The organism is Demequina gelatinilytica (assembly GCF_000971115.1).
GTDB lineage: Bacteria > Actinomycetota > Actinomycetes > Actinomycetales > Demequinaceae > Demequina > Demequina gelatinilytica.
Map to the genome: position 1 here is coordinate 20,932 of NZ_BBLV01000018.1, position 20,437 is coordinate 41,368.

Annotated in this window: 15 protein-coding genes; 8 read left to right on the plus strand and 7 right to left on the minus strand. The window is 72.1% G+C overall.

Translation table 11 applies throughout. The features are described 5' to 3' along the window. Positions 1 to 73 precede the first annotated feature (73 nt). Genes AOM00_RS13260 through cysC form a run of 5 tightly spaced genes read left to right on the plus strand, consistent with a single transcriptional unit; the run spans position 74 to position 5,075 of the window. Positions 74 to 835, plus strand: a complete 762-nt coding sequence (locus AOM00_RS13260; RefSeq protein ID WP_062518245.1) for a 3'(2'),5'-bisphosphate nucleotidase CysQ — start codon at positions 74 to 76, stop codon at positions 833 to 835. Next, a complete protein-coding gene (gene cysD, locus AOM00_RS13265) occupies positions 835 to 1,737 on the plus strand; it encodes a sulfate adenylyltransferase subunit CysD (protein WP_062518246.1) in 903 nt (300 codons plus the stop codon). Before AOM00_RS13260 ends, cysD begins: the two co-directional genes overlap by 1 nt. Further along, entirely contained in the window at positions 1,737 to 2,984 is a 1,248-nt protein-coding gene (locus tag AOM00_RS13270; protein ID WP_062518247.1) for a sulfate adenylyltransferase subunit 1, read from the plus strand. Before cysD ends, AOM00_RS13270 begins: the two co-directional genes overlap by 1 nt. Beyond that, positions 2,984 to 3,964, plus strand: coding sequence for a sulfite exporter TauE/SafE family protein (locus AOM00_RS13275; RefSeq protein ID WP_082097069.1), 981 nt, complete (start codon positions 2,984 to 2,986; stop codon positions 3,962 to 3,964). The genes AOM00_RS13270 and AOM00_RS13275 overlap by 1 nt, the downstream gene beginning before the upstream one ends. A gap of 1 nt (position 3,965) precedes the next feature. After that, positions 3,966 to 5,075 (plus strand): adenylyl-sulfate kinase, encoded by a 1,110-nt coding sequence (gene cysC / locus AOM00_RS13280; RefSeq protein ID WP_062518248.1) that lies wholly within the window; start codon positions 3,966 to 3,968, stop codon positions 5,073 to 5,075. A gap of 20 nt (positions 5,076 to 5,095) precedes the next feature. Here cysC and AOM00_RS13285 read toward each other — a convergent pair whose 3' ends face one another. Beyond that, complete coding sequence (locus tag AOM00_RS13285; protein ID WP_062518249.1) at positions 5,096 to 7,237, minus strand: acyltransferase family protein; 2,142 nt, start codon at positions 7,235 to 7,237, stop codon at positions 5,096 to 5,098. Positions 7,238 to 7,421: 184 nt separating this feature from the next. Between AOM00_RS13285 and AOM00_RS13290 the strand changes: the two genes are divergently transcribed. The 3 genes from AOM00_RS13290 to AOM00_RS13300 are packed head-to-tail and all read left to right on the plus strand — an operon-like array spanning position 7,422 to position 11,784. Next, entirely contained in the window at positions 7,422 to 8,420 is a 999-nt protein-coding gene (locus tag AOM00_RS13290) for a glycosyltransferase family 2 protein (RefSeq protein ID WP_062518250.1), read from the plus strand. Continuing rightward, positions 8,417 to 9,766, plus strand: a complete 1,350-nt coding sequence (locus AOM00_RS13295) for a polysialyltransferase family glycosyltransferase (RefSeq protein ID WP_062518251.1) — start codon at positions 8,417 to 8,419, stop codon at positions 9,764 to 9,766. The genes AOM00_RS13290 and AOM00_RS13295 overlap by 4 nt, the downstream gene beginning before the upstream one ends. Further along, the gene (locus AOM00_RS13300; RefSeq protein WP_062518252.1) at positions 9,763 to 11,784 is read left to right on the plus strand and encodes a hypothetical protein; all 2,022 of its coding nucleotides are present in this window, start codon (positions 9,763 to 9,765) and stop codon (positions 11,782 to 11,784) included. Before AOM00_RS13295 ends, AOM00_RS13300 begins: the two co-directional genes overlap by 4 nt. Before the next feature lie 59 nt (positions 11,785 to 11,843). On the opposite strand, the gene AOM00_RS13305 is transcribed toward AOM00_RS13300, so the two are convergent. From AOM00_RS13305 to AOM00_RS13330, 6 genes are all read right to left on the minus strand, one after another. Next, on the minus strand, positions 11,844 to 14,123 hold the full coding sequence (locus AOM00_RS13305) for a hypothetical protein (RefSeq protein WP_062518253.1): 2,280 nt from the start codon (positions 14,121 to 14,123) through the stop codon (positions 11,844 to 11,846). Beyond that, positions 14,120 to 14,695 (minus strand): hypothetical protein, encoded by a 576-nt coding sequence (locus AOM00_RS13310; protein ID WP_062518254.1) that lies wholly within the window; start codon positions 14,693 to 14,695, stop codon positions 14,120 to 14,122. Before AOM00_RS13310 ends, AOM00_RS13305 begins: the two co-directional genes overlap by 4 nt. A gap of 156 nt (positions 14,696 to 14,851) precedes the next feature. Then, entirely contained in the window at positions 14,852 to 15,727 is an 876-nt protein-coding gene (locus tag AOM00_RS13315; protein ID WP_062518255.1) for an N-acetylneuraminate synthase family protein, read from the minus strand. A 170-nt stretch (positions 15,728 to 15,897) separates the two neighbouring features. After that, positions 15,898 to 18,054, minus strand: coding sequence for a hypothetical protein (locus AOM00_RS13320; protein WP_062518256.1), 2,157 nt, complete (start codon positions 18,052 to 18,054; stop codon positions 15,898 to 15,900). Positions 18,055 to 18,059: 5 nt separating this feature from the next. Continuing rightward, the gene (locus tag AOM00_RS13325; RefSeq protein ID WP_062518257.1) at positions 18,060 to 19,274 is read right to left on the minus strand and encodes a DUF6716 putative glycosyltransferase; all 1,215 of its coding nucleotides are present in this window, start codon (positions 19,272 to 19,274) and stop codon (positions 18,060 to 18,062) included. Beyond that, positions 19,271 to 20,437, minus strand: coding sequence for an acylneuraminate cytidylyltransferase (locus tag AOM00_RS13330; protein ID WP_062518258.1), 1,167 nt, complete (start codon positions 20,435 to 20,437; stop codon positions 19,271 to 19,273). Before AOM00_RS13330 ends, AOM00_RS13325 begins: the two co-directional genes overlap by 4 nt.

Below are 20,437 nucleotides of genomic sequence, written 5' to 3' on the forward strand. Positions count from 1 at the left end.
ACCCCCTGGGGTCGAGCCTGTACCGTTGGCCTCACGCGTGCCCGCTCCACGGGGCACGAGGACTGGAGGACAGATGACTGACGCGCTCACCGATGCGGCTCTTGGCGAGCTGCTCGCGCGCGCCGCGGGGGCCGAGCTGCTCCGCGTCCGGCAGGAGTCCGGGCTCGAGGGCAAGGAGCTCGGCAACGCCGGAGACGCCGCCGCTCAGGCGCTGCTCGCGGGCCTGCTCACCGAGCACCGGCCCGACGACGCTGTGCTGAGCGAGGAGGCCAAGGACTCCGAGGCCCGCCTCAGCGCCGACCGCGTCTGGATCATCGACCCGCTCGACGGCACCCGTGAGTACTCCGAGGGACGCGCCGACTGGGCCGTCCACATCGCGCTGTGGGAGCAGGGCGAGCTCACGCTCGGCGTCGTCGGCATCCCCGGCGAGGACCTGGTGCTCTCCTCGGCGACCGTCGCACCCGCCCCCGCGGCGTCCGAGGATGCGCCGGTCCGCCTCGCGGTGTCGCGCTCGCGCCCGCCGGCGGTCACCGAGCCGGTGCGTGCCGCGCTCGATGCCGAGCTGCTGCCCATGGGATCCGCGGGCGTCAAGATCGCCGCGGTGGTCCGCGGGCAGGTCGACGCGTACGTCCACGCAGGCGGCCAGTACCAGTGGGACTCGGCCGCTCCCATCGCGCTTGCCCGGGCCGCGGGACTGTTCACGTCCCGCATCGACGGCTCGCCACTCCTCTACAATGGCCCGGACCCGTACCTCCCGGACCTGGTCGCGTGCCGTCCGGGCCTGGCGCCGCGCATCCTCGCGGCGATCGCCGAGAACACCGACGGAGACTCTTGATGACGGCAACCTCGTTCAGCCAGCTCGACGCGCTGGAGGCAGAGGCCATTCACATCGTGCGCGAGGTAGTCGCGCAGATGGAGCGCCCTGCCCTCCTGTTCTCGGGCGGCAAGGACTCGATCGTGCTGCTGCACATCGCGCTCAAGGCGTTCGCGCCGGCGCGGCTCCCCATGCCGCTCGTCCACGTGGACACCGGCCACAACTTCCCCGAGGTCATCGAGTACCGCGACCGCGTGGTCGAGCAGTACGGCCTCAACCTGGTGGTCGGCTCCGTCCAGGAGGCGATCGACCGCGGGTTCGTGCGTGAGGAGCCCAACGGCTCGCGCAACCGCATCCAGACCCCCGTTCTTCTCGACACCATCGAGAAGAACAAGTTCGACGCGTGCATGGGCGGCGCCCGCCGCGACGAGGAGAAGGCGCGCGCCAAGGAGCGCGTGTTCTCCTTCCGCGACGAGTTCGGCCAGTGGGACCCGCGCAACCAGCGCCCCGAGCTGTGGAACCTCTACAACGGCCGCGTCCACATGGGCGAGTCCATCCGCGTGTTCCCGCTCAGCAACTGGACCGAGCTGGACATCTGGGACTACATCAACTCGCGCGGCATCGAGGTCCCCTCGATCTACCTCGCGCATGAGCGCGACGTGTTCCACCGCGACGGCATGTGGATGGCCGCGAACGAGTTCTGCAGCCCCCGTGAGGGCGAGATGATCGAGCGTCGCACGGTGCGCTACCGCACCGTCGGCGACGCGACGCTGACCGCGGCGGTGCTGTCCGACGCGGCCACGATCGACCAGATCATCGCCGAGACCGCCGCGACGCGGCTGACCGAGCGCGGTGCCACCCGCGGCGACGACCGAGTGTCGGAGGCCGCGATGGAGGACCGCAAGAAGGAAGGGTACTTCTGATGGATCTTCTCCGTTTCGCGACCGCCGGTTCGGTCGACGACGGCAAGTCCACCCTCATCGGCCGTCTGCTCTACGACAGCAAGTCGATCTTCGAGGACCAGCTCGAGTCGGTCGAGGCCGCCTCGAAGGCGCGTGGCACCGAGTACACGGACCTCGCGCTCCTCACGGACGGGCTTCGCGCCGAGCGCGAGCAGGGCATCACCATCGATGTGGCGTACCGCTACTTCGCGACGCCCAAGCGCAAGTTCATCATCGCGGACACCCCCGGTCACCAGCAGTACACGCGCAACATGGTGACCGGCGCCTCGACCGCGGACCTTGCGATCATCCTCGTGGACGCCCGCAAGGGCCTCACGGAGCAGTCGCGTCGCCACGCGACCATCGCGTCGCTGCTGCGCGTGCCGCACATCGTGCTCGCGGTCAACAAGATGGACCTCGTGGGCTGGTCCGAGGAGCGCTTCAACGAGATCTACCAGGAGTTCACGGAGTTCTCGGCGAAGCTCGACATCTCCGACCTCACCGCGATCCCGCTCTCGGCGCTGCTCGGCGACAACGTGGTCGAGCGTTCCGTGAACACGCCCTGGTACGGCGGCGCCTCGCTCATGCACCACCTGGAGCACGTGCACATCGCGTCCGACCGCAACCTGCAGGACCCGCGCTTCCCGGTGCAGTACGTCATCCGGCCCATGCGCAACGAGGTCCACGACTACCGCGGCTTCGCGGGCCAGGTCGCCTCCGGCATCCTCAAGGTCGGCGACGAGGTCATGGCGCTGCCCTCGGGCATGACGTCGCGCATCGCCGCGATCGACGGGCCGAGCGGCCCGCTCGAGCAGGCCGCGCCGCCGATGTCGGTGACGCTGCGCCTCGAGGACGAGATCGACGTGTCGCGCGGCGACGTCATCTGCCGCGCCGGCAACCACCCGGAGCCGACGCAGGACGTCGACGCGACCATCTGCTGGATGGACCAGGACGCGCTCATGGTGGGCCGCAAGCTCGGCATCCTCCACACGACCCGCATGGCTCGCGCCATGGTCAAGGACGTGGTGTACGAGCTCGACGTCAACACCCTGCACCGCAACGCCGAGGTCCACGAGCTGGGCCTCAACTCCATCGGTCGGGTCAAGCTCCGGGTCACCAGCCCGCTGCTGGTCGACGACTACGCGGAGAACCGGACCACGGGCTCGTTCATCCTGATCGATGAGGCGACGAACCGCACCGTCGGCGCGGGCTTCGTCCGCGACAACTGATGGACTTCAGCTTCGGCCTGATGGCGGCCGCGGCCGCCATCGGCGTCGTGGTCGGTCTCACCGGCATGGGCGGGGGCGCCCTGATGACGCCCACGCTCGTGCTGTTCTTCGGCATCCCCGCCCCGACCGCGGTGTCCTCGGACATCGTGGCGGCGGCGGCGATGAAGCCCTTCGGCTCGTGGGTCCACATCCGCAACAAGACCGTCAACTGGCAGCTCGTGAGGCTGCTCGTCTACGGCTCGGTTCCCGCGGCCTTCCTGGGCGTGCTGCTCCAGCACGCCGTGGGCAACCAGGAGGCCGTCGAGTCCTTCACCAAGAAGGCGCTCGGCATCGCGCTGATCGTCGCCTCGGCCGGCCTGCTCCTGCGCGCGTACATGCGCCTGCGGGAGCGCGCGCGGGCGCGCGACGGCTCCGCGGCCCCGCTGCCCAAGGAGCGCCCCGACGTGGTGCCGCGCCCGATCCCGACCGTCATCGTCGGCGTCGTCGGCGGCGTCATGGTCGGCCTCACCTCGGTGGGATCGGGCTCGCTCATCATCATCGCGCTCATGGCGCTGTACCCCGCCCTCAAGGCGTCCCAGCTGGTGGGCACGGACCTGGTCCAGGCGGTGCCGCTCGTGGTCTCGGCCGCGATCGCGCACCTCATGTTCGGCGACGTCGACTGGGAGGTCACCATCCCGGTGATCCTCGGCTCGATCCCCGGCACCTACCTGGGCGCGCAGCTGTCCTCCCGCGTGGGCGGCGGCCTCGTGCGCCGCGCCCTCGCGATGGTGCTGCTCATCTCGGGCCTCAAGATGCTCGGGGTCTCCAACGAGGCCACGCTCGCGGCCCTGGCGCTCGCGCTCGTGGGCGGCACGCTCGCGTGGGCGCTCATCCGTCGCCAGATGGGCTTCCCCCTGTTCATCTGGCAGGCCAAGCGAGCCAAGGCGGCAGAGCTGGCGAAGCGTGCCGAGGCGGCGGAGCCCGGCGGCAAGGAAGGCTGACGTGCAGCTCCGACTCACACGACCCCAGCTCAACGAGCTCGAGCTCATGCGCGCGGGCGCCTACGGCGCCGACGTCCGCTACCAGCTCCCCACCCGGGACGCCCACGTCGCGACCCTGCGGGTGTCCGACATCGCGGTGCCGGCCAGCATCGAGCTGCTCGACACGGAGGCGACGCCCATCGCGCGCGTCGACGTCCGCGAGTCCTCCACCACCTCGGCGGGAACCTGGGTGGCCGGCGAGGTGACCATGCTGCGGGAGCCCGCGGCGGCACCCTTCGCCGAGCACCGTCCCTCCGCGGGGCTGCCGCTGCTCGACCACGTCACGCTGTCGCTCGGCAACGATGTGAGCGATCGCGACGGCGACCTGGTGCTTGTCGACTCCGGCGACGCCGAGTCGCTGTCGCGCGCCATCGGCGCCGCCACGCGCACCGCGCGCGAGGTCCGCGTGCTGCCGCGCCCCGCGGCGGCGCACCTGACCGGCGACGATGCCGATGCGCTGCTCACGCACCTCGCCGAGGTGCTCTTCGCCTCGTCCGTCGCCACCCGGCGTGGCGCGGGCCGCTCGCGCGGCACCGGCATGGTGATCCTGCTCACGGGCCTGTCGGGTTCGGGCAAGTCGACCATCGCGCGTCAGCTGACGCGCCGCCTGCGCGCCGAGAGCCATCAGCGCGTGACCCTGCTGGACGGGGACGAGGTGCGCGCCATGCTCTCCTCCGGCCTGGGCTTCTCGCGCGCCGACCGCGAGCTCAACGTGCGGCGCATCGGCTGGGTCGCGGCCCAGCTCGCGGCTCACGGCGGCATCGCCGTGTGCGCGCCCATCGCGCCGTACGAGACCATGCGCGCCGAGATGCGGGCCATGGCCGAGGAGCACGGGCGCTTCGTGCTCGTCCACGTCGCCACGCCGCTCGAGGTGTGCGAGGCGCGGGACCGCAAGGGGCTCTACGCGAAGGCGCGAGCGGGCGAGATCAAGGAGTTCACGGGGATCTCGGACCCCTACGAGGCTCCTGCCGATGCGGACGTGGTGGTCGGCGACCACGACGAGAGCGTCGACGAGGCCGCGGAGGCCGTGCTGCGCGCGGTGCTCCACGCCGAGCCCAGCTACATGATCTGAGCGCGGGATCCGTCCGGTCGCTACCGGGCGAATCCCGTCATGGCGCGCTCGAGCTGCGGCACCGTGCTGTGCACCCACGTGCGGGTGAGGTGGCCCTGGTCGGCGAAGACCATGACGTTGCCGACCACGGGCGGGCACATGCCGTCCTCGCAGTAGACGTCGGAGAGGTCCACGACGGCACCGCGAGGCGAGGTCGCGGCGGCCCGGGCCAGGGCATCGTCCCCAAGCGCGTCCGCGCGCGGGACCGCGCAGGCGTCGCCCGGCGTGGTCGACCCGTCGGAGAGCTCCTGCTCGACGCACTCGACGTTGTCGGGCAGCGGCCGCGGCGCATCGCGGATGACGTAGACGTCGGTGACCCGGTCGGGGACCGAGTCGATCGCGTCCCGGAACGAGTCCTGGGCGAAGGTGCGCTCATCGACGCCGTCGGGTGCCGCGAAGCGGGTCCAGTGCATCTCCGCCATCACCACGAGCGTGATGTCCTGGCGTTCCTCGAGCGTGGCCGAGACCTGCGCGTTGTGCCAGGCGCACGTCTCCGTGAGGCGCGCCTCGAGGTTGCGCTGCGCCTCGGTGAACGGGCACGACGCCCGCGTCATCACGATGCCGTGCCAGCCGTGAGCGTTCGCCAGGTCCTCGATCGCGGGAAGCCAGTGGTAGGCGTGGGAGTCGCCGATGAGCGCGACCGTCCCGCGTGCGGACTCGAGCGGGACCCCGAACTCGCACGGCTCGAACTGGCGCGTGCCCTTGTCTCCCAGGCAGTCCTCGGGGGAGTCGAGCCGCGCGGCGGCGGGGACCGGCACCACCTCCCCGGGCGCGAGCGTCGGCTCGCACGGCCTGTCGGGGTCGCGCGTCGCGGCGCCGATGCACACGGGCGGCTCCACCGGCGCGACGGCCCCGGCATCGTCCCCGCTCGCGTCCTCGACGGAGCTGACGGCGGCGAGACGCTCGGCCTCGGCAAGGCTCGCATCGACCTCCCGATCGACCACCGCGGTCATCGCGACCCCGGCACCGATCACCGCCGCCATGCCCGCCACGGTGAGGACGAACGTGAGGCGCGGACGGCGCGTGGTGAGGAGGCGCGAGCGCCGGGCGGGGTTCTCGATCCACCTCCAGCTCGCATAGGCCAGCGCGCCGATGAGCGGCACCAGCGCAAGCTTGTCGAACCGGCCGAGGTCATGCCCCAGCACGAACGGCGCGAGGACGATCAAGGGCCAATGCCACAGGTAGATCGAGTAGGAGAGCTCGCCCACGGTCTGGACCGGACGCACCCGCGCGATGCTCGTGGGCGATCCCGGGACCCCGTCGGCATCCGCCCACAGCACGGCGACCGTGCCCGCGACGGGCAGCAGGGCCCATGCGCCGGGGAACGGCGTGGCAGCGTCGAGCAGCACCGCGGAGGCACCGATGAGGGCGACGCCGGTCCATGCGGCGAACGCCCTCACGTAGGCATGCCCCACCGCGACGGGCACCAGCGCGAGGAGCGCGCCGGCGCCGAACTCCCACGCGCGCGTGGGGGTCACGAAGTACGCCTGAGCCGGCTGCGCGGCGGTCCACCACAGCGACGAGGCGAACGATGCGACCGTCACCACGAGCAGGACGGCGGCGGTCCTGCGGCGCCAGCCGGCACGCGCGCCGAGCGCGACCGCAAGCACGATGAGCAGCGGCCACACGAGGTAGAACTGCTCCTCCGCCGCGAGCGACCAGTAGTGCTGCACGGGCGACGCGGCGTTGTCCGAGGCGAGGTAGTCCACGGAGTCCGCCGCGAGAGCGAGGTTCTCGACGTACGCCGCGGAGGCGATGACCTCACGGATGAACTGGTCCCACAGCGCCTTGGGCACCCACCACGCGATGCCGATGAGGACCGCGCCGAGCACCGCGAGCGAGGCGGGCAGCAGCCTCCGTGCGCGGCGTGCCCAGAAGCGCGGCAGGCTCACGCGACCCGTGGCCGCGACCTCGCGCATCAGGTGCGACGTGATGAGGAAGCCGGAGATGACGAAGAACACGTCGACGCCGACGTAGCCTCCGGTGACGGTGCCGGGGAACAGGTGGAAGACCACCACCAGCGCGACCGCGAGGGCGCGCAGGCCCTGGATGTCGAGGCGGACGCGGTCGCTCCCGACGGCGCTCGGCGGCGCCACGTGCCGGGGGACCAAGGTCGACGTCATTGGTTCATGGTAGGCGGGCCCGTGAAGGGCATCGCGCATCGGCCGTGGAGTAGAGTTGGGGCGACTCGCGCGCGCCCGCGGCATCCGGATCGCGATGTGCGGAGGCGCTCGCGCCTCCCGCAAACTCGCACCCGGCAACGCCCGGCGCGTGCCCGCGCTACGACATCCACATGCAGGAGGCCGCATGTCGCCCGACCGATCCGTCTCGGTCATCATCCCCGTGCACAACGGTGCCGCCTTCATCGGGACCGCGCTCCAGTCCCTCGAACGCCAGCTCGACGACCCGTCCCGCATGCAGGTCGTCCTGGTCGACGACGGCTCGACCGACGGCACCGCCGACATCGCGCGCACGTTCGAGGGCCGCATCGGCGAGCTCACCGTCGTCCGCAACGAGTCGCCGCTCAGCGTCGGCACGGGCCGCGTGCAGGGCCTCGAGGCCGCCGACCGCGACTTCATCGCGTTCCTCGACGCCGACGACTGGATGGCGCCGGGCCGCCTGGAGGTCCTCATGCGCCGGTGCGACGAGCTCGACGTCGACTTCGTACGCACCGATCACATCCGCGCGTTCGAGGACGGCAGCCCGCGTGAGCTGCACCGCGCACCCGACGGGCGGCGCGGCATGAAGGTCGCCGCGCGCGACGCGATCATGCCGGTGCACTCGTCCTCCATGGTCGACTACCCGTTCCCGTGGGCGGGCATCTTCCGCCGCTCGCTCGCCGAGGACGGCAGGCTCGCGTACGACGAGGGCCTCCACAGCTTCGAGGACCGCGTCGCGATCTGGCGCCTCGCGCTCACGGACGCGACGTTCGCCGTGGTCGACGCCCCGTGGATCTTCTACCGTCGCTCGGTCGCGACCTCGCTCACCCAGGTGTTCGACGAGCGCCAGCTCGCGTTCATCCGAGGCTTCGAGCTGGTGCGCGACCTGGTGATGGCCAACGACGAGGATCGCGCGTTCGAGGCCAAGGTGGTGCGCCAGTTCCTCGCGATCTCCGCGCACCACGTCGACCGTCAGAGCGGCATGAGCGGGGCGCTGCGCGCGAAGATGCGTCGCGCGATCACCGACCTCGCCCGCACGTTCGATGCCGAGCCTCTGCGCGCGGAGTGGGAGGCCATCGGCCCCCGCCGACGCATGCTGCTGCGCTCCGCCATCGCGCCCGTCCTCAAGGAGAAGGCCACCGCATGATCCAGCTCACCGCCGTCACGACCCTGTTCGGCGCGGCCTCCGCCGCCGCTGCGATCGACGCGGGGCTGCTCGGCGACCCCGACGAGCGCGTCCTGGTGATCTCCAACAACGCGCCGATCCCGGAGGTGGTGCGCTCGCTCGCGGACACCCCGGGAGCGGAGGCCGTGCTGTCGCGCTTCGACCGCGTCGTCGACCTGGGCGCGCTGCTCCACCCCCAGACTCCGTCGCGCTGGAAGGTCTTCGCGATCGACCTGCCCGCGCAGGAGCGGCTGCTGCGCACCTACTTCGAGCTGGGCGACTCCCCCGTCGAGCTGGTGGTCGAGTCGGTCCACGTGCCGCCCGCGGAGACGCTCACCAAGGTGTTCAACGAGGCGCGGATCACCATCCTGTCCGAGGGCCTCATGAGCTTCGGACCCACGCGCAACCCGCAGAGCCACACGTTCGGCCAGCGCCTCGACGGCATGGTGTACCTCGACCTCGTCGAGGGCCTCGACCCCCTGCTCCTGTCGGAGCACGGGATCGAGTCGCACGCCATCGCGCCCGAGCACTTCCGCCGGCTCATCGAGGAGATCTGCGTCGCCGCGCAGGTCCCCGCGGTCGAGGACCCGGCGCCGACCGCGCTGGTGCTGGGCCAGTACCTGTCCGCGCTACGGCTCATCACGCCGCAGCAGGAGACCCGGATGCAGGTCGACATGCTCAAGGCTGCGAAGAGCATGGGCGCCGAGCGGGTCCTGTTCAAGCCGCATCCCTCGGCGCCGGCGACCAACACCGCGGCGCTCGTCGCCGCGGCCGGCAAGGAGGGCCTCGCGATCGAGCTGGTGAACGCCGAGCTCTCCGCCGAGGCCGTCATGGCGACCCATCGCCTGGTGGGCGTGGTCGCGGGCTTCTCGACCGCGCTCGCCACCGCTCAGCGCGTGTTCGGCCTTCCGACCCGCTGCATCGGGACGCGGGTGATGTTCGATGCGCTCGATCCGTACCAGAACAGCAACCGCATCCCCGTGACCATCATCGACTTCCTGCACCGCAACGCCGACCGGGAGGACGCGATCGACGAGCTGCGCCGGCTCACGGTCGCGGTCGCCTACACGATGCAGCCGGACTCCCTCGCGGACCGCCGCGACGAGGCCGTCGCGTACCTCGAGGGCCTCCCCGAGGCCGAGCGGACGCGCTACATCACGCAGGCACGCCTCACCAAGCTGGGTCTGCCCGGCGGCAGGCGGCCCGTGCTCCCCCCGCAGGTGTCGAAGGCAGCGCACGATGCGATGGAGCGCGTCCCCCCGGGGCTGTCGAAGTCGGTGTACGGCTCATGGCGCAAGCTGGCCAACGCGCGCCAGCAGCGAGCATGAGCTTCCTCGGGCTGCGGCGCGGGCCCAAGGTCGCTCCAGGCGCGCTCGACGCGCCGGTCCTGCTGCACATCGGCATCCCGAAGTCGGCGACCACCGCGCTGCAGAGCAGCCTGGCGGCCGCGCGCGACGATCTGGCCCGGCACGGGATCCTGTACCCGGACCTCGACGGCAGGATCAACCACCACCAGCTCGCGACGCAGCTGCTGGGCCGCAAGCACGCCGCGTGGAACCCTTCGGGCGACTCCACCGCGCAGCTCGACCAACTGCGCGAGCTCGCGGCCGCCGAGGGGATCGAGCGCGTGGTGCTGAGCTCGGAGCTGCTCGCCGAGGTCGACCATGCGGAGGCGAAGCGGGTGATCCAGCAGCTCGGCAAGCACGTCGAGGTGCTCGTCACCCTGCGCTCGCTCCCGCAGCTGCTGCCCTCGTCGTGGCAGCAGGGCGCCTCCGCGGGGCACCAGGTGCCGTTCGAGCAGTGGCTCGAGGAGGTGCTCCGCGATCCGGAGAGGCTCGACCTGCGCCCGCTCATGTCGATGCGCGGCGACGACGGCCACACGCTCATCTCCCGCTGGGCGTCGCTCGTGGGAGCGCGCCGCGTCACGCTCCTGATCCCGGACCCGGAGGACCGCTCGAGCGTCTTCCACCAGGCCGAGCAGCTGCTGTCGCTCCCCGAGAGCTTCCTTCCCACGTACTCGAGCAACACGTCGCTCACGTTCTCGCAGAGCGAGTTCGCGCGTCTCACGGGCCAGGCCGCACGCCGCGGGCTCAGCAGCTTCGAGCGCGTCCAGCTGATCCAGCAGGGCCTGGGCAACGGCATGAAGAAGGGCGCGGGTGACGGCGGCGCCCGGACCGCGCTCCCCGACTGGGCGCTCGATCGCGCCCAGGCCGCGGCTCGCCGCCTCGCGGACGCCGCCCGCTCCGCCAAGGTCACGGTGGTCGGCGATCTTGCCGACCTCGAGCTCGCGGGCAAGACCAGCGACACCCGCTATGAGCAGCCGACGTCGCTGCCGCTCACCGTGGTGACGGACGGGCTCGAAGGCCTGTTCTCACGTGCGCGGCAGGCGCCGTTCGTCATCGACGACGCGCTGCGTCCCGTGGACCGGCCCCGGCGGATCGCGCCGGACCTGGAGCTCGCGGTGGGTACGTTCACGGTGGCGCCGCTCTGCGCGGCGGGGTCCGCCGGCCTGGGCGAGGCGCTGCTCGCCTCACGACGCCGGCTGCAGAAGGCGGGCGTACGCACCGCGGTCGCCACCCGTACGGGAGCGGCCCGACGCACGCGGCTCGAGGTCCTTCCGCCGATGCCCGAGACCGCCACCCCGGTCGAGCCCGGCGAGCAGGCGCGCACCTGGGTACCCGTCGAACCCGCGACCGTGACGGTCCGTCGCGCGTACCAGGCGCACCTCCTGCGTGGCGGACGCGACTCGTGGGAGTCCTTCACCGGGGCCTTCGACGCGCGCACCCTGCTCGCCGAGCGGGACTGGGAGGCCGTGACCTCGCAGCTTCGGGCTCTGGGCGCGCGCGGTCAGGTGTCGGTGGTCCGCGCCGACGGCACGGCCGCGCTCGTGACGCTCGCCGGCGATCTCGAGGCCGCGACCGGCCTTCCCGCCGATGCGCTGGTCCGCGCCGTGCGCACGTCCCCCGAGGCGGCGTTGCTGTCCGCACCGCAGCTCGCGCTGCTGCGCGCCTTCAACGAGCGCACCTGGCGCGAGCAGCGCGGTGTCCACTACGTCCGCCTCGCGACCCACGGCATGGTGCCGTCGCTGCTCGCGACGGGGCTCTCCGACGACACCCCGCTGCAGCTCGTCGGCGAGCTCGCCGACGCTGCGGCCGGCTTCGACGCTCGCGTCGCGGAGGCGCTCTCCGCGGCGGGCGTCGACCTGCCTCCCGCCTCGCCCGCATCGTCCGCGTCCTCGCCGGACAACGTAGCGGACGTGCCGATGACCGATGCGGTCGCCGCGGCGCGCGGGATGGTGGGCATCGCTCGCGTGGCGGCACGCCGCGCCCGCGAGAACGAGGCCTGAGCCCGACCCAAGCATGGCCGAGGGGGCCCGCGAGTGCTCGCGGGCGCCCTCGGTCCGTCTCAGCCCTGGAAGAGCTTGACGGTCGCGGCGAGCACGGGCACCGGGGCGCCGTACGTGTCGGCGGCAGACGCCTTCACCTTGCTCGCGACGCCGTCCGTCACCAGGTGGTGCTGGCCGTTGGGCGCCACCAGCAGGCGACCGCCCTCCTGCGGGGCCTCGGGGATCGCACGGCACGTCGCCCACTCGAGGTCCGTGACGGGGAAGGCCGCGGCGATGTGCGCCGCCTCCTCATCGGTGAGCGCGTAGCGCTCCCCTCCCGCGACGAGCCACGTCGACTTGAGGCAGCTCACGGCCATGGTGGCGTAGCCGGGTGCCTGCTCATAGGCCTGGAGACGCCACCGGCTCGCGTTGCCGACGCTGAGCCCGGAGACCTCGTTCGCATGACGGCTGTAGATGCGCCAGCGCACGCCCGCGCCGTCGATGAACCAGGTGGTGGTCCCCTTCGCGACGACCGAGCCGAAGTCGAACATCGCCGGGCCCTTGGTGAGGTGCTGGAGCACCACCGCGGGGACCTTCGGGTTGTCGACGGCGATGCCGAGCGTGTTGGCGACCTGGGTCGTGGTGACGTTCCCGGGCATCGACCGCGCGCCCGAGGCGTCGATGCGGAAGGTCGCGCCGGTGGCAGCGTTGGTGGCGAAGGGCGGCATCGCGCCCGACTCGACCACGGGCATGGTCGCGGGGAGCAGCTCGCCCGGGATGTCGTTGATCGTGTCCGTCGGCGCCGCATCGCCCACGGCGGTGAGGCCCCACGCGCGGAACATGTACACCGTGCCGGTGTCCGTGTCGCGCACGAAGCCGGAGAGCCACGTCGACGCGGGCTCGACCCAGTCGTTCGCGGCGATGGTCACCGGGGTCGAGACGTAGGTCGACAGGTGCGCCTCGTCCCACAGGCTCGTCCCGACCTTGCCGACGCTGTCGCCCAGGCGGTACAGCACGGGGCCCGAGACCGTGACGGCGTCGCCGTCGCCCAGCATCGCGATGGCGGGGCTGGAGTCCTGCAGCATGACCCAGCGCACGGCGCTGGGCTCGCCCTCGAGGACGATGCCTGCATCGGTGGCGGCCGCCGGGCTGGAGAGCGCGTGGCGTCCGTCGCGATCCACCAGGTAGTACGCCCCGGACGGCGTGGTCATGACGGGGCTGAGAGCGTCTCCGAGCGCGAGCTGCTCGAGGATGTCCGTCGCGAGGGCCGGGATCGCGTCGCAGTCCACGCCCAGGCCCACGACGAGCTTGCTCGCGCAGCCTCCCACCGCGTGGCGCTGGCCGTCGTAGAGAGCCCACACCTTGTTGGCGCTCGCGTCCTTGACGTACCGGCCCGCAGTGCCCTGGAGCGGGTAGGTGTCGAGGTACTGCTGGCTCACGGTCGCGACCTTGCCCAGGTCCGCGGTGAGCTCGCTCGCCTTGAGCCTCCCGTTCAGCGCCCATCGTCCAGCGGGCGTGAGCAGGGAGACCGTGGAGCTGCCCGACACCTTGACGAGCGACTGGCCGGCGGTGGTCGAGCCGAACCAGTCGTTGTAGAGCCGCCAGAAGTTGCGGTTGCCGTAGGCCGAGCACGAGTCGCCGGTCCCGTAGAGGTTGTCCAGCGCTGCCTGGTTCGGGGTGTACGGCGTGTAGACGTACAGCGCGTGAGTCGCCTGGTTCTCGACGTGCACCGACTTGGTGCCGCAGCTGATGGGGACGTCGTACTGGATGGCGGAGGTCGCACCGGCGGCGTAGCGGCTGTAGTGGGTCGAACCCGGGATCGTGTAGCCCTTGAGGAGCGAGGCGCCGTAGTACACCTGCTTGTAGAGACCCTGGTTCGGGGTGTTGCAGCCGCCGTCGTCGGGGCAACCCGCGCCCATGGCGTAGGCGAAGGCACGGGAGGACGGCGCGATCGCCGTCACGAGCGACTGCTCCTTCTGGAGGATCACCAGGATCGCCTTGGGAGAGATGCCGCAGGCCTTCGAGACGGTCGCGATGATCTGGCCCGCGCTGCGGTCGGTGCTCGCCGAGATCGCCTTGCAGCGCGTGGTCGCGGCCCGCGCCTCGACATCCTCGCGGTAGTTCTCGAGGCACACCGCGCCCGCGGCGCAGCCGGGGTTCTTCGCTGCGATGAAGGAGTCGATCTCCGACGCCGTCATCGCGGTGCCATCGAAGAAGAGCGAGTCCGTGATGATCATGCCGGCGCGGAAGTCGTCGCCGTCGAGCGCCTGGGCAACAGGCGCCTGCGCGACCCCGACCACCGTGGTGACGGAGGCGAGCAGCAGCGCGAGCAGCAACCGCGTGGTGAGGCGTGCGGTCATGAGACCACCGCCGCACGCGCCTCGGCCTCGAATGCCTTGCGCTGCGCGTCCGTGAAGCCGTCGGGCGACGTGATGACGCCCTGCACCACACGGTCCTCGGACAGCGCGTAGTAGGTCAGCGTCGAGTCGCCGCCGAAGCCCTCGACCGGGCGCATGTCCACGATGAGCAGCGGCGCACCGCTGTCGGTCGTGGTCGACTGGTGCTCGACGACGACGCCGTCGGCCTCGGTGAGCGAACCGAAGGTCATCGCGAACACCTCCTCGGGGTCCGTGGTGCCGAACGAGTTGGCGACGGAGCCCTGGGTAGGCGTGACCGCATCGGAGCCGTCGTCCACGGTGGACGATGCGGTGGCCGTCGGCTCAGGAGCCGCGGTCGCCGAAGCCGTGGCCGAGGCCTCCGAGGACGGGCTCGCCGTGGTCGCCGTGGCGGACGGCGCGGGCTCGGCGGTCGTCGCGGTGGGCGTCGCGCTCACCTGCGCGTCGTCATCGGGCGAGGTGCACGCAGCGAGCGTGGCCACGAGCACGAGCGGCAGCACGGCCCAGGCAGCACGGAACGAGGGATGGTTCGGCATTGGACAACTGTAGGTGGCCCGTCGGGGTAGCCCAGCACCCCGGGGGCGGAGTGTCGGGAAGGTCACTCCACCGAGCGCGACTCGCGGAGACGACGACGGCGCGACGGGAGCGAGGCTCCCGTCGCGCCGTCCGTGCTCAGATGCGCGAGGCTGTGATCAGCCGTCGACGCGGCGGAGCTTGCTCAGCGGGGCGAGCTCGCCGGGGAAGACCTTCTTGACGCCGTCGCCAAGAGCCTTCTCGATGATGCGGATGTCGCGGCACAGCGAGATGAAGCCCTTGGGCTCCAGCGACGCGGCGTGGTCCGAGCCCCACATGGTGCGGTCGAGCGTGATGTGACGCTCGACGGCGACGGCGCCCAGCGCGACCGCGGCGATCGAGATCTGCAGGCCCGGCTCGTGACCCGAGTAGCCCACCGGCACGCCGTAGCGCTCCTTGAGCGTCGGGATCATGAGGAGGTTGGCCTCCTCCGGGGGCAGCGGGTAGGTCGACGTGGCGTGGAGGATGATGAGGTTCTCCTTGCCCAGCGTCTCCACCGCGGTGTCGATCTGCTCGATCGTCGACATACCCGTCGACAGGATGACCGGCTTGCCGGTCTCCTTGATCTTGCGCAGCATGCCCAGGTCGGTGACCGAGGCCGAGGCGATCTTGTACGCGACCGCGTCCATCGACTCCAGGAAGTCCACGCTCGGCTCGTCCCACGGGGAGGCGAACCAGACGACGCCCTTCTCCTTGCAGTACGCGTCGATCTCCGCGTACTCGGCCTGCTCGAACTCCACCTTGTAGCGGTACTCGAGGTACGTCATCGTGCCCCAAGGCGTCTCGCGGGGCGTCGCCTTCATGTGCTCAGGCGTCGCGATGTCCGGCGTCCGCTTCTGGAACTTCACCGCCTGCGCGCCCGCCTCGACCGCGACGTCGATGAGCTTCTTCGCGTTCTCGACCGAACCGTTGTGGTTCAGGCCGATCTCGGCGATCACGTACACCGGCTGGCCATCGCCCACCAGGTCCTCGCCGATCCGCACCGCATCCGTCATGACTGCTCCTCTTTGCTTGTCTGCTTCGAACGCCGCTCCGGTCCGGGCGCGGTTCGCCCCAGACGGAGGTGGGCGCACGCCTACCTGGCGGGCTCGAAGAATCACACCCCGGGAGGCGTGTCGGCCCGCATCTGACTGGCCCTACTGTAATACGGCGTGAGCACGCATGCTCACCCGCCCTGCGGGGCGGCCCGCCAGGCCCATCGGCGCATCGGTCCCACGGAGACGCCCGGCGTGAACTCGTCGTCCAGGCCCGCGGCCACCGCGTAGGCGCCGGCGCAGGCCGCGACGGCCGCCCCGAGCGCGAGGGGCGCGCCGGCATCGTCCGCCGCCTCGGCGCCGTGGTCCGCCTCCTCGGCCCACGCCCGGGCAGCGTCGACCTCGATCCCCAGAGCGGCGAGGCCGTCGAGCGCCTGGGCGCGCGCGGCACGGTAAGGCGCGAGCGCGTCGAGGGCGGCCGTCGGCGCACCCGTGGCGCATGGCTCCCAACGGCGCAGCGCGGCCGCGGAGCCGTCGAGCAGGACGTGGGCGATGCCGAACGCGTCCGCATCGGTGCCCTGGTGCTGGCGTCCGGCGATGCGCAGGACCTCGGACTCCGCGACCGTGAGGCGACGCGTCGACGGCGCGGCCTCGGCCAGGCGCACGCCCACCGTCGCGACGGCGGGGTGCTCCTGCAGCGCCGCGGCGAGCGCGACCAGGTCGTCGGGGGCCGGAAGGCCGCCGTGCACACCGGCGGTCCCGACGGCTGCCGCCGCGAGCCACTCGGGGAAGCCGTCCTCGAGACCGAGGACGAGCGCGCGCTCCCACGCACGCGAGACCTGGGCGGACAGCGTCGGCAGCTCGATCACCACGTCGATGGGGCCGGCGTGGCCGTCGAGCGCCGCGATGGACTCGGCGGCGCTCCAGGCCGTCCCCCATGCGGGACCGACGGCATCGGCGTGCGCCCCGCCGGTCCAGCACAACGGAGCGGGACCGGCCGGCGCCGAGCCGGCGTGCAGCTCGCGCCACCGCGTCGCGCGCGCTGCACGCCATGCGGAGTCGATGTCGACGCCTTCCGCGCGGAGCCGGTGGTAGAGGTCGTGCGCCGCGAGCACCGTGAGCCGCGTCGACGCGGCGCGGGGCCCGACCGGGACCACCGTGTCCTGCTCCTGGCGCGGCGCGACCACGGGGGACGCGGCGGGTTCGGCATCACCGAAGAGGACCCCGCTGGCCGTCGCGCGCGACGCGATCCCCGCGACCGCGATCGCGACCGTGTCGCGACGCACGGTCCGATGACCGGGAGCCGGCGTGGGCTCGTTCCCCAGGTCCGCGTAGCGATCGAGGTCGCCGATCTCGCGCACCCCCAGCGCGCGTGCGCGGGCGATGCCCTCGAGCGCGACCTCGCGGATGGCGTCCCGCCACTCGGAGGGGACGCGGATCGAGCCCTCGTCGCGCTCCGGGCGGCGGCCGCGCTGGAGGCTCGCGACCATGCCGTTGCGGATCATCGGGTAGTAGCCGTCGTGGTACTTGTGCGAGATGGCGTTGACCGAGCGCACCAGCTCCACCTCCTCGGCGGACAGCCCGCGGTTCGCCGCGTAGCCGTCACCCGAAGGGTCGTGCAGGGTGCCGTCCTCGAGCCCGAGCAGCTCCTGGAAGCCGTCGAACAGGAGGCTGGGCCGGCTCTTGTCGAGCGTCAGCACGGCCATGGGGTGATCGGGGAAGCCCGCCTGCCAACGCTCCACCAGGTCACCCAGATCGTGCCGGCGCCAGAAGTTGGGCGTGGTCCTGGAGGTGCGCTCCCCGAGGAAGACGTCCTCGAGCCAGTCGGGGAACGCGACGGTGCGCCGCTCCTTGACGTACTGCTGCCAGATCGACGGCACCATGTCGATGAGCGGCCGCACCGTGAGCACCACCTGCGCGGACGTGTCGAGGTCCTGCGCCATGCGTGCGATCGACTTGGGACCCGAGCCCGCGAGGTGCTCGGCGCTGATGAGCACCTGCCCCGGTGCGTCGCCGATCTGCTGGCACAGGCGGCGCCACTTGCGCTCCTGCGGGCTGTCGGGGTCGCGCGGGGTCACGGGTTGCCAGATCGCCTGCGTGCCGCCGTCGTGGTTGCCCACCGTGCCCGCGTACGTCACGCCCTGGGCCTCGAGCTCGGCGCGCGAGGCCGCCGCGGCACGCTGGATCACGGTGGTCGCAGACTTGTGCATCCCGATGTGGACCAGCACCTTGGGGACGGAGTCGGGCCATGGCGCGGCCGCGGGCTCCGGCGCAGACGGCTCCTCGAGCACCTGCGCGGCGGGCGCGGCACCAGCCGCGTCCTGCTTGGCCTTGCTGCGACGGAACATGGGGGTCATCCGTTCTCCGGGGTTCTGCGAAGCCTCGCGACCCCGGCCGAGGCGGAGCGCGCGAGCCCGATGAGGTGCGACAGGTGGCGAGCGGGGGTGGGGTCCCCGTCACCGAGCGCCACCCAGCGACGGCGGACGCGCGTCCTCAGCCCTGCGCGCGGGAGCTCGCGCGCCGCGCCGGCGCGCGGCTCCTGTGCGAGCGCATCCACCTGGTTCATCCAGTCATTGTCGTCGACCGGATGGAAGTAGGAGCGGGCGAGCCACGCGGCGTCGGGCTCGCGGAAGGCCCCCGCCCTCAGATCCTCGAGGGAGCCGAGCAGCCCCGAGCCCTCGAAGGCCGTGGTGAGGGTCGCCGGCCCCACGCCGAAGTCGGCGATGCACAGCGACGGCACACCCGCGGCCACCGCCTCGAGCGCGGCCGTCGAGCTCACCGTGACGAAGCCGACCGCACGCGCGAGGTGCTCGGTCATGGGTCCGGTCTCCACGGCGAGGTTCGTGGGCACGTCGCCCGCCTCCGCGAGGAGCTCCTCGTAGGGCTGGTCGTCGCGATGCGTCTGCGCCTCGCCGACGGCGCCACGCGTCTTCACCACCACGGAGAGGTCGGGGCGGGAACGGGCGAGGTCCACCAACGCCGCGAGCAGGCGACGCCTGTCCTCGCGCGCGGCCGGCACCAGGGCCTGCGGCGCGAACACCACGGCGTTCGCGCCCTCCGCCCGGACGATGTCGGGGATCGCGAGCGACGCGAGCCCGGTCGCGCGGAGCTCGGTGCGCGGCAGCAGCGCGTCGACCGCGTCGCGCTCCACGTGCGAGTGCACCACCATGAGGTCCACGCTGCGCCGCAACGTGAGCCCCAGCTCCGTGGGCGGCAGCCAGACGCCCGGGATGCCCGCCACGATGACCCGCGCAGCGCACGTGCCCCGCAGCCGGTCCTCGAGGAGCAGCGCGATGAGGTCGCCGCGGCACGCCAGGACAAGGATCTCCGGCGGATCGGCGCGCAGACGCCGCTCGAGGTCGACGATCGATACGGTCGCGGGCGTCTCGATGCGCCCGGCGACGGCGGCCTCCACCTGGGAGGCGCTCGGCGTCACCGCGGATGCGACGACCACGAGCTCGCAGTCCCAGCGGTCGCTCGCCTCGAGGAGGCGGCCCACACCCCACTTGAGGTACGAGTCGGAGTCCGCGACGAACAGCGCGGACGGACGATGCTGGGGCTGGGTCACGCGCCCGCGTTCCAGCGCGGAGCGCGCAGGATCGCCTCGGCGAGCTCGCGCAGCGCGCCGCTGCCACCCGGCGCGGTCAGCGTGAGGCGGGCGTGGGAGCGCACCTCGGGGCTCGCCTCCGGCACCACCACGGGCCAGCCGACCAGGTCGAGGCATTCGATGTCGTTGATGTCGTTGCCCACGTACGCGACGCGCGCCGGGTCGAGCCCCTTCTCCGCGCACCACCCCGTGAGCGCCGGGGCCTTCGCGTCGATGCCGTGCATGACCTCGACGCCGAGCTTGCGGGCGCGAGCGGCGACCACGGGGTTCTGCTCCTTCGACAGGATCAGCATGGGTACGCCGGCCTGGCGCAGACGGCCGATGCCCATGCCGTCGGAGCGGCTCACGCGCACCGACTCGATGCCCTCCTGGTTCACCGTCACGTGATCGTCCGTGTGGACGCCGTCGAAGTCCATCACGAGCGCGTCGACATCGACGGCGTCGAGCCCTTCGGAGCCTGCCGCCGCGAGCGAGCGCGCGAAGGCGAGCTCCGCAGGGTTGTCGATCTCGACCGCGCTCGACTCGGGGACCTCCTCGATCCCGACACGGCCGAAGAACCGGAAGCGCCGCTCGAGGAAGCCGGAGGTGCGCATCACGTAGAACGCGCCGGTCTCCTGGTAGTGCGGCTCCCGGTCCTGGCGGCGGGGGCGGAACGAGTGGTCGTGGTTGACGCCCTCGGCGCCCTGCTCGCCGCGGCGCCACAGGAAGGCGTACGTCTCGAAGGCGGAGAAGACCACGTCGTCCTGGTCCCCGAGCACGCGTGCGGTCGCGCGCTCGAGCGCCCCGCTGTCGATGAACGGGCTGGTCGCCTGCAGGAAGGCGATGGCCTCGGGCCGCCCGGCGACGCGCTCGATCTCGGCGATCGCGTGCAGCAGCGCGTCCTCCGAGGAGGCCGTGTCCGAGGCGAGCTCCGCGGGGCGGTCGATCACCGTGGCGCCGTGCTCGCGCGCCACGGCGGCGATCTCCGCATCGTCCGTCGATACGTACGCGGCGGTGATGCTCGGCGCTGCGAGCGCGGCCCGGATCGCGCGGCCGATGAGGGGGACGCCGCCCACGCGCGCGACGTTCTTCCCGGGCACCCCCTTGGACCCTCCACGGGCGGGGATGATGGCGACTGCGCTCAT

Bases quoted from the DNA above. Each gene is read 5' to 3' on its own strand.
- AOM00_RS13310 (WP_062518254.1), bottom strand. From the start codon at position 14,695: ATGCCGAACCATCCCTCGTTCCGTGCTGCCTGGGCCGTGCTGCCGCTC.
- AOM00_RS13275 (WP_082097069.1), top strand. From the start codon at position 2,984: ATGGACTTCAGCTTCGGCCTGATGGCGGCCGCGGCCGCCATCGGCGTC.
- AOM00_RS13300 (WP_062518252.1), top strand. From the start codon at position 9,763: ATGAGCTTCCTCGGGCTGCGGCGCGGGCCCAAGGTCGCTCCAGGCGCG.
- AOM00_RS13315 (WP_062518255.1), bottom strand. From the start codon at position 15,727: ATGACGGATGCGGTGCGGATCGGCGAGGACCTGGTGGGCGATGGCCAG.
- AOM00_RS13285 (WP_062518249.1), bottom strand. From the start codon at position 7,237: ATGACGTCGACCTTGGTCCCCCGGCACGTGGCGCCGCCGAGCGCCGTC.
- AOM00_RS13270 (WP_062518247.1), top strand. From the start codon at position 1,737: ATGGATCTTCTCCGTTTCGCGACCGCCGGTTCGGTCGACGACGGCAAG.
- AOM00_RS13290 (WP_062518250.1), top strand. From the start codon at position 7,422: ATGTCGCCCGACCGATCCGTCTCGGTCATCATCCCCGTGCACAACGGT.
- AOM00_RS13320 (WP_062518256.1), bottom strand. From the start codon at position 18,054: ATGTTCCGTCGCAGCAAGGCCAAGCAGGACGCGGCTGGTGCCGCGCCC.
- AOM00_RS13330 (WP_062518258.1), bottom strand. From the start codon at position 20,437: ATGAGCGCAGTCGCCATCATCCCCGCCCGTGGAGGGTCCAAGGGGGTG.
- AOM00_RS13295 (WP_062518251.1), top strand. From the start codon at position 8,417: ATGATCCAGCTCACCGCCGTCACGACCCTGTTCGGCGCGGCCTCCGCC.
- cysD (WP_062518246.1), top strand. From the start codon at position 835: ATGACGGCAACCTCGTTCAGCCAGCTCGACGCGCTGGAGGCAGAGGCC.
- AOM00_RS13305 (WP_062518253.1), bottom strand. From the start codon at position 14,123: ATGACCGCACGCCTCACCACGCGGTTGCTGCTCGCGCTGCTGCTCGCC.
- AOM00_RS13260 (WP_062518245.1), top strand. From the start codon at position 74: ATGACTGACGCGCTCACCGATGCGGCTCTTGGCGAGCTGCTCGCGCGC.